General features: G+C 51.8%; 6 protein-coding genes. All 6 read left to right on the forward strand.

The features are described from left to right. Positions 1-250: hypothetical protein (locus tag ACMX3H_RS19935; protein WP_415211925.1), on the forward strand; the 250-nt coding region annotated here is incomplete at its 5' end. After that, positions 247-825: a hypothetical protein gene (locus tag ACMX3H_RS19940; protein ID WP_415211926.1), complete on the forward strand. Its 579-nt coding sequence runs from the start codon at positions 247-249 to the stop codon at positions 823-825. The genes ACMX3H_RS19935 and ACMX3H_RS19940, both read left to right, overlap by 4 nt. Positions 826-840: 15 nt before the next feature. Further along, on the forward strand, positions 841-1179 hold the full coding sequence (locus ACMX3H_RS19945; protein ID WP_415211930.1) for a hypothetical protein: 339 nt from the start codon (positions 841-843) through the stop codon (positions 1177-1179). Beyond that, complete coding sequence (locus ACMX3H_RS19950; RefSeq protein WP_415211927.1) at positions 1179-2666, forward strand: primase-helicase zinc-binding domain-containing protein; 1488 nt, start codon at positions 1179-1181, stop codon at positions 2664-2666. The genes ACMX3H_RS19945 and ACMX3H_RS19950 overlap by 1 nt, the downstream gene beginning before the upstream one ends. Positions 2667-2708: 42 nt before the next feature. After that, positions 2709-2867 carry a DUF927 domain-containing protein gene (locus tag ACMX3H_RS19955; RefSeq protein ID WP_415211928.1) on the forward strand — a complete coding sequence of 53 codons (159 nt, stop codon included), beginning with the start codon at positions 2709-2711 and terminating at the stop codon, positions 2865-2867. Positions 2868-2890: 23 nt separating this feature from the next. Then, positions 2891-3877, forward strand: a complete 987-nt coding sequence (locus ACMX3H_RS19960; RefSeq protein ID WP_415211929.1) for a DUF927 domain-containing protein — start codon at positions 2891-2893, stop codon at positions 3875-3877. Positions 3878-4168: the final 291 nt, after the last annotated feature.

Consider the following 4168-nt stretch of genomic DNA (forward strand, 5'->3'; position numbering starts at 1 on the left):
CGCTTTTGACGGCATCATGTCTGGACTGCGGGCATTGGGCAGCATGGCGTTCTGGATGCGTACCAGCAAGGAATATGGCGATGACCAGGCCGCAGAGGATTTGTATTCCATTGGTAAGTTACTGATGCACCTTCCTCGTATTGCCGAGGCCCTTCGCCAAAATGCGGATGATGCAGATTTTGAACTCTGGCACCGCGAAGGTTTTCCGGTCTCACCCAAAACTCAAACCCAAAAGGAGGGCGCAGCATGAGCCGCTATCACGTCGAGAATACCCCGGACGGCATAAAAATATCCCAGCATACCGCCGAGCGCCTGTACGCGCATGTAGACCTGATCCCCTACGCTGACGTCATGCCCCTCCTTGACGCCGGAGAGTGGGATGAGGATATGGATTTGGCGCTGACCATCGCCGTTAAGTGGGGGGAGTCGGATTACGACTATACCAACGAGGATGCGCTACTGATGTGGCGCTGGCTGATTGCCTACGCTTTCAACCGTGAGCAACGTGAGGCTAACGGCACTGTTACCGTTGAATGGCGTCCGGGGGAATTCAAGGAGTGCGCGGTTTATCAGGGCGAATATGGTGCGATTAACCTGTATCTGGCAGCTGAGCGTTTCGCGATGGCTAACAACATTGAAGGCGCGCTGATTGAAAAATATGGCGTAGAGCAAGGAACGATAAATGCCGTCCAGTTCTATGCCGCCATGCGTGGTGAAAGTGGCGGTCTCTCCGAACTGGGACGTGAGGTGCTATCCGAGTTGCATGATGGCTTTATTCAGCAAATTCACGAATCCGGGATGCCGGAAGCACCGACCGCACATTAAGGGGGAAATATGGCACTGGTAACAAAAGACTTCCGCCTTAATTCGCTGGCTAACCAGTATTCTGCCGCGGTGTATGCCGCGATACAAAAAGAGAACGGCGGCGACTGGTTTACCGTGAACGCCGGTGAACAGGACATCCGTGTCGATATTATCGGCGGGATATCGGGTATCCGGGAATTGGTAGATGCTTACGGGCTGGAAGCCATGAAGCTCAATTACCCGCAGTGGGAAACATTAGCAATCTCGCTGCTTACCAAATCCTTTAAGGGTAAACGGCTGACAAAGGCCGGGCGGGAAATATGGCAAAGCATGGTCAACGACATGGGCGAGACCGTTATAGCGAGGGGGAAATAATGCACTCCTTTGTCGATGAAGTCCGCGCCAAGGCAAACGGCCATTGGGAGCCAATCCTGGAACGCCTTGGCATATCGACCAACCGCAAGGAAAGCGAGTGTCCGAGCTGTGGGGGTAAGACCCGCTACCGCTTTGATGATTTAGAGGGGCGTGGTACATATCTGTGTTCGCACTGTGGCTCAGGAACGGGGCTGGATTTGGTGATGAAGGTAAAACAATGCACTGCACCCGAGGCAACCGCGATGGTAGCGGAGGTGATGGCGATGCCGCTGCCGGAGAAGAAGCCAGCCAAAGAGAAGCCTCTGCGCCCGATAGCTGAACGAGTGGCGACATTACTCAAGACCACCCACATGGGCGAGTCCGTCTATCTCAACAATAAGGGGCTGCAAGGCCCCCACCCGTTGCTCAAGGATGGTTCGCTGCTGCTGGTACTGCGCACGATGGCGGGTACGGTAACCGGCGCTCAGACCATACGATCCACTGGAGAAAAGCGCTTGCTCGCGGGTACGAAAAAGAAAGGGGCCTTTATTCCCGTCGACGATATCCCCGAGAACCCCGATAGCGTGGTGATTACTGAAGGTTATTCCACAGCATTGAGTCTGGCGGTGTGTGGCGCTGAGGTAATATTGACAGCCATTGATGCGGGCAATCTGCTTTCCGTCGCTCAAGCCGTGCGGGAGCGCTGGCCCCAAACGCCAATCATCATAGCCGGAGATAACGATGTGACCCCGGAGGGTGAGAACGTCGGTAAGAATGCTGCCGAGGAAGCCGCACGTACCGTCGGTGGCTCGGTTGCTGTGCCGCCAACTGACCATAAGGCCGACTGGAACGATCATCGCCAACAGAACGGCGTAGAGGAGCTACAGAGGGCTTTTGTGGACAGTACGGTGGTGCTTGAAATACCTGTGGCGGAGGAAGTCGAGCCGATTGAGGAAAATATAGTGTCATCAACAAAATTAACCGTTATTGAAGGTGGGAAAAAAGAGAAAAAAACGACTGACCCGCTGAAGCCCCGGATTGAGAGCCGTGAGGAGGGCGTGTATTGGGTTGAGCCGAAAATGGATAAAGATACCGGTGAAATAGTTAACAAGGAGCAATGGTTATGCTCCGCTATCAACGTTATCGGTAAGGGCGAGGATGAAAAAGAGCGTTACTTGATTTTGGAGTGGAATAAAGGCAAGAAAAAAGCGGTTACACGAAAGGCAATACGGGCCGCCGACATTGGCGAGCGTGAAGGATGGCGCATTCTAAAGGCGGGCGGCGTTGACGTGACGACGAAATCAGGATTGAGGGCAACGCTGGGCGACTGGCTGCAACGTTCAGCAGGAAAAGAGATGTGGAGCATAACACCGCGCTCTGGCTGGCATAAGGGAGCCTACATCATGCCCGATGGTTCGATTATTGGAGAGCCAGAACAGCCGATTCTGTTTAACGGAGGAACCGCCGCTGCAGAAGCTTATAGCGTCGAGGGGAGGGCGGAAAGCTGACGTGAGAATGTGGCGCGTCTGGCAGAGGGAAATCCGTTCCAGATGCTAACCGTCGGTGTTGCCCTTGCCGCCCCCATGCTGCCACTCGTGGGCGCTGATGGATTCGGCGTTCATCTGTATGCACAGTCTACCGCCGGTAAGACGACCGCTGAGGATCTGGCCGCGAGCCTGTACGGGGGGAGCCAGAGCGCCAGCGGCTAACGTGGTACGGCACAGCGCTTGGGGTGGCGAACGAGGCGGAAGCGCATAACCACGGCTTGCTATCGCTCGATGAGGTAGACCAGGGTGCTGCGCCTAAGCATGTGTACACGGCAGCCTATACGCTGTTCAACGGTAAGGGAAAATTGCAAGGTTCCCCGGAAGGCGGCAACCGTGTACAAAAATACTGGAAAACCGCCGTGATAAGTACCGGAGAGCGTGATCTGAAAACCTACCTGAAAAGTGCAGGTATCAAGGTCAATGCTGGGCAACTGGTGCGTTTGCTCAATATCCCGGCCAAACGTCCGACAAAGTTACACGGATACGAAAGTGGTAAGGCGCATGCGGATGCGTTGAAAGAAGCGTGGAAACAGAATCATGGGGCGGCGGGTCGTGAGTGGATCCAATACCTCTCAACTCGTAAGCAAGAGGCTATCGAGGAGTACCAAGAAGCTAAACGCCGCTGGTTATCACTTATCCAGGAAAGCTATGGTGAACAGGTGCATCGCGTAACCGACCGTTTCGCCGTCATTGAAGCAGCATTGATCATGGGGAAAATCATAACAGGGTGGGAAGCTCAAGGTTGCCACGATGCATTACAGCATATTTTTAATATTTGGGTAGCCACCTTTGGTACGGGCAATAAAGAGATTGAGCAAATAAAGCAGCAGGTAGAGGCATTTCTAAATAATTACGGATTTAGTCGTTACCTGCCTTACCTCAATCCAGACCCTAGAGATCTTCCTGTACATAAGTTAGCTGGCTACCGTACTGGAAAAGCGTTTGAAGAGGGAGCGTCTTTTCGGTTCTACACATTCCCCAATGTTTTTGAGGAAGAGATTGCCAATGGATTCGAGTACAAAGAATTTGCACGGGTACTTGCAGAACTTGGCATGTTGGAAACGGGAGGGGATCGCTACAAAAAGAAAGCACTAAATAAGATTGGTGGTAAGCAACATGTTTTCTATGTGCTGATGTTTGGACCAGAAGAAGCAGACCAGCTAAAAGAATAATTCAAACGCGTGTGAAAATGTGGAGATATTAACGGGTTATGAGGGCGAATATTACATTAATCCATTGATATATAATAAATAACATAACCCGTAAAATACTATATATAACCCGTAAATATTAATTTGTAACCCGTAGATTGGGTATTGTAACCCGTGAAACGCTGTTTTTAACCCGTGAGTAACTTCATGTAATTGTATTAAGGCGAAATTGTTGTACGGTTTATTAAAGCGGATTTTACGGGTTACGATTGGGGTTATGCGGGTTACAATTTTCTGGTTAAAAAACAGCAT

The sequence above is a fragment of the Sodalis sp. (in: enterobacteria) genome (genome assembly GCF_047607725.1).
GTDB lineage: Bacteria > Pseudomonadota > Gammaproteobacteria > Enterobacterales > Enterobacteriaceae > JBLKSS01.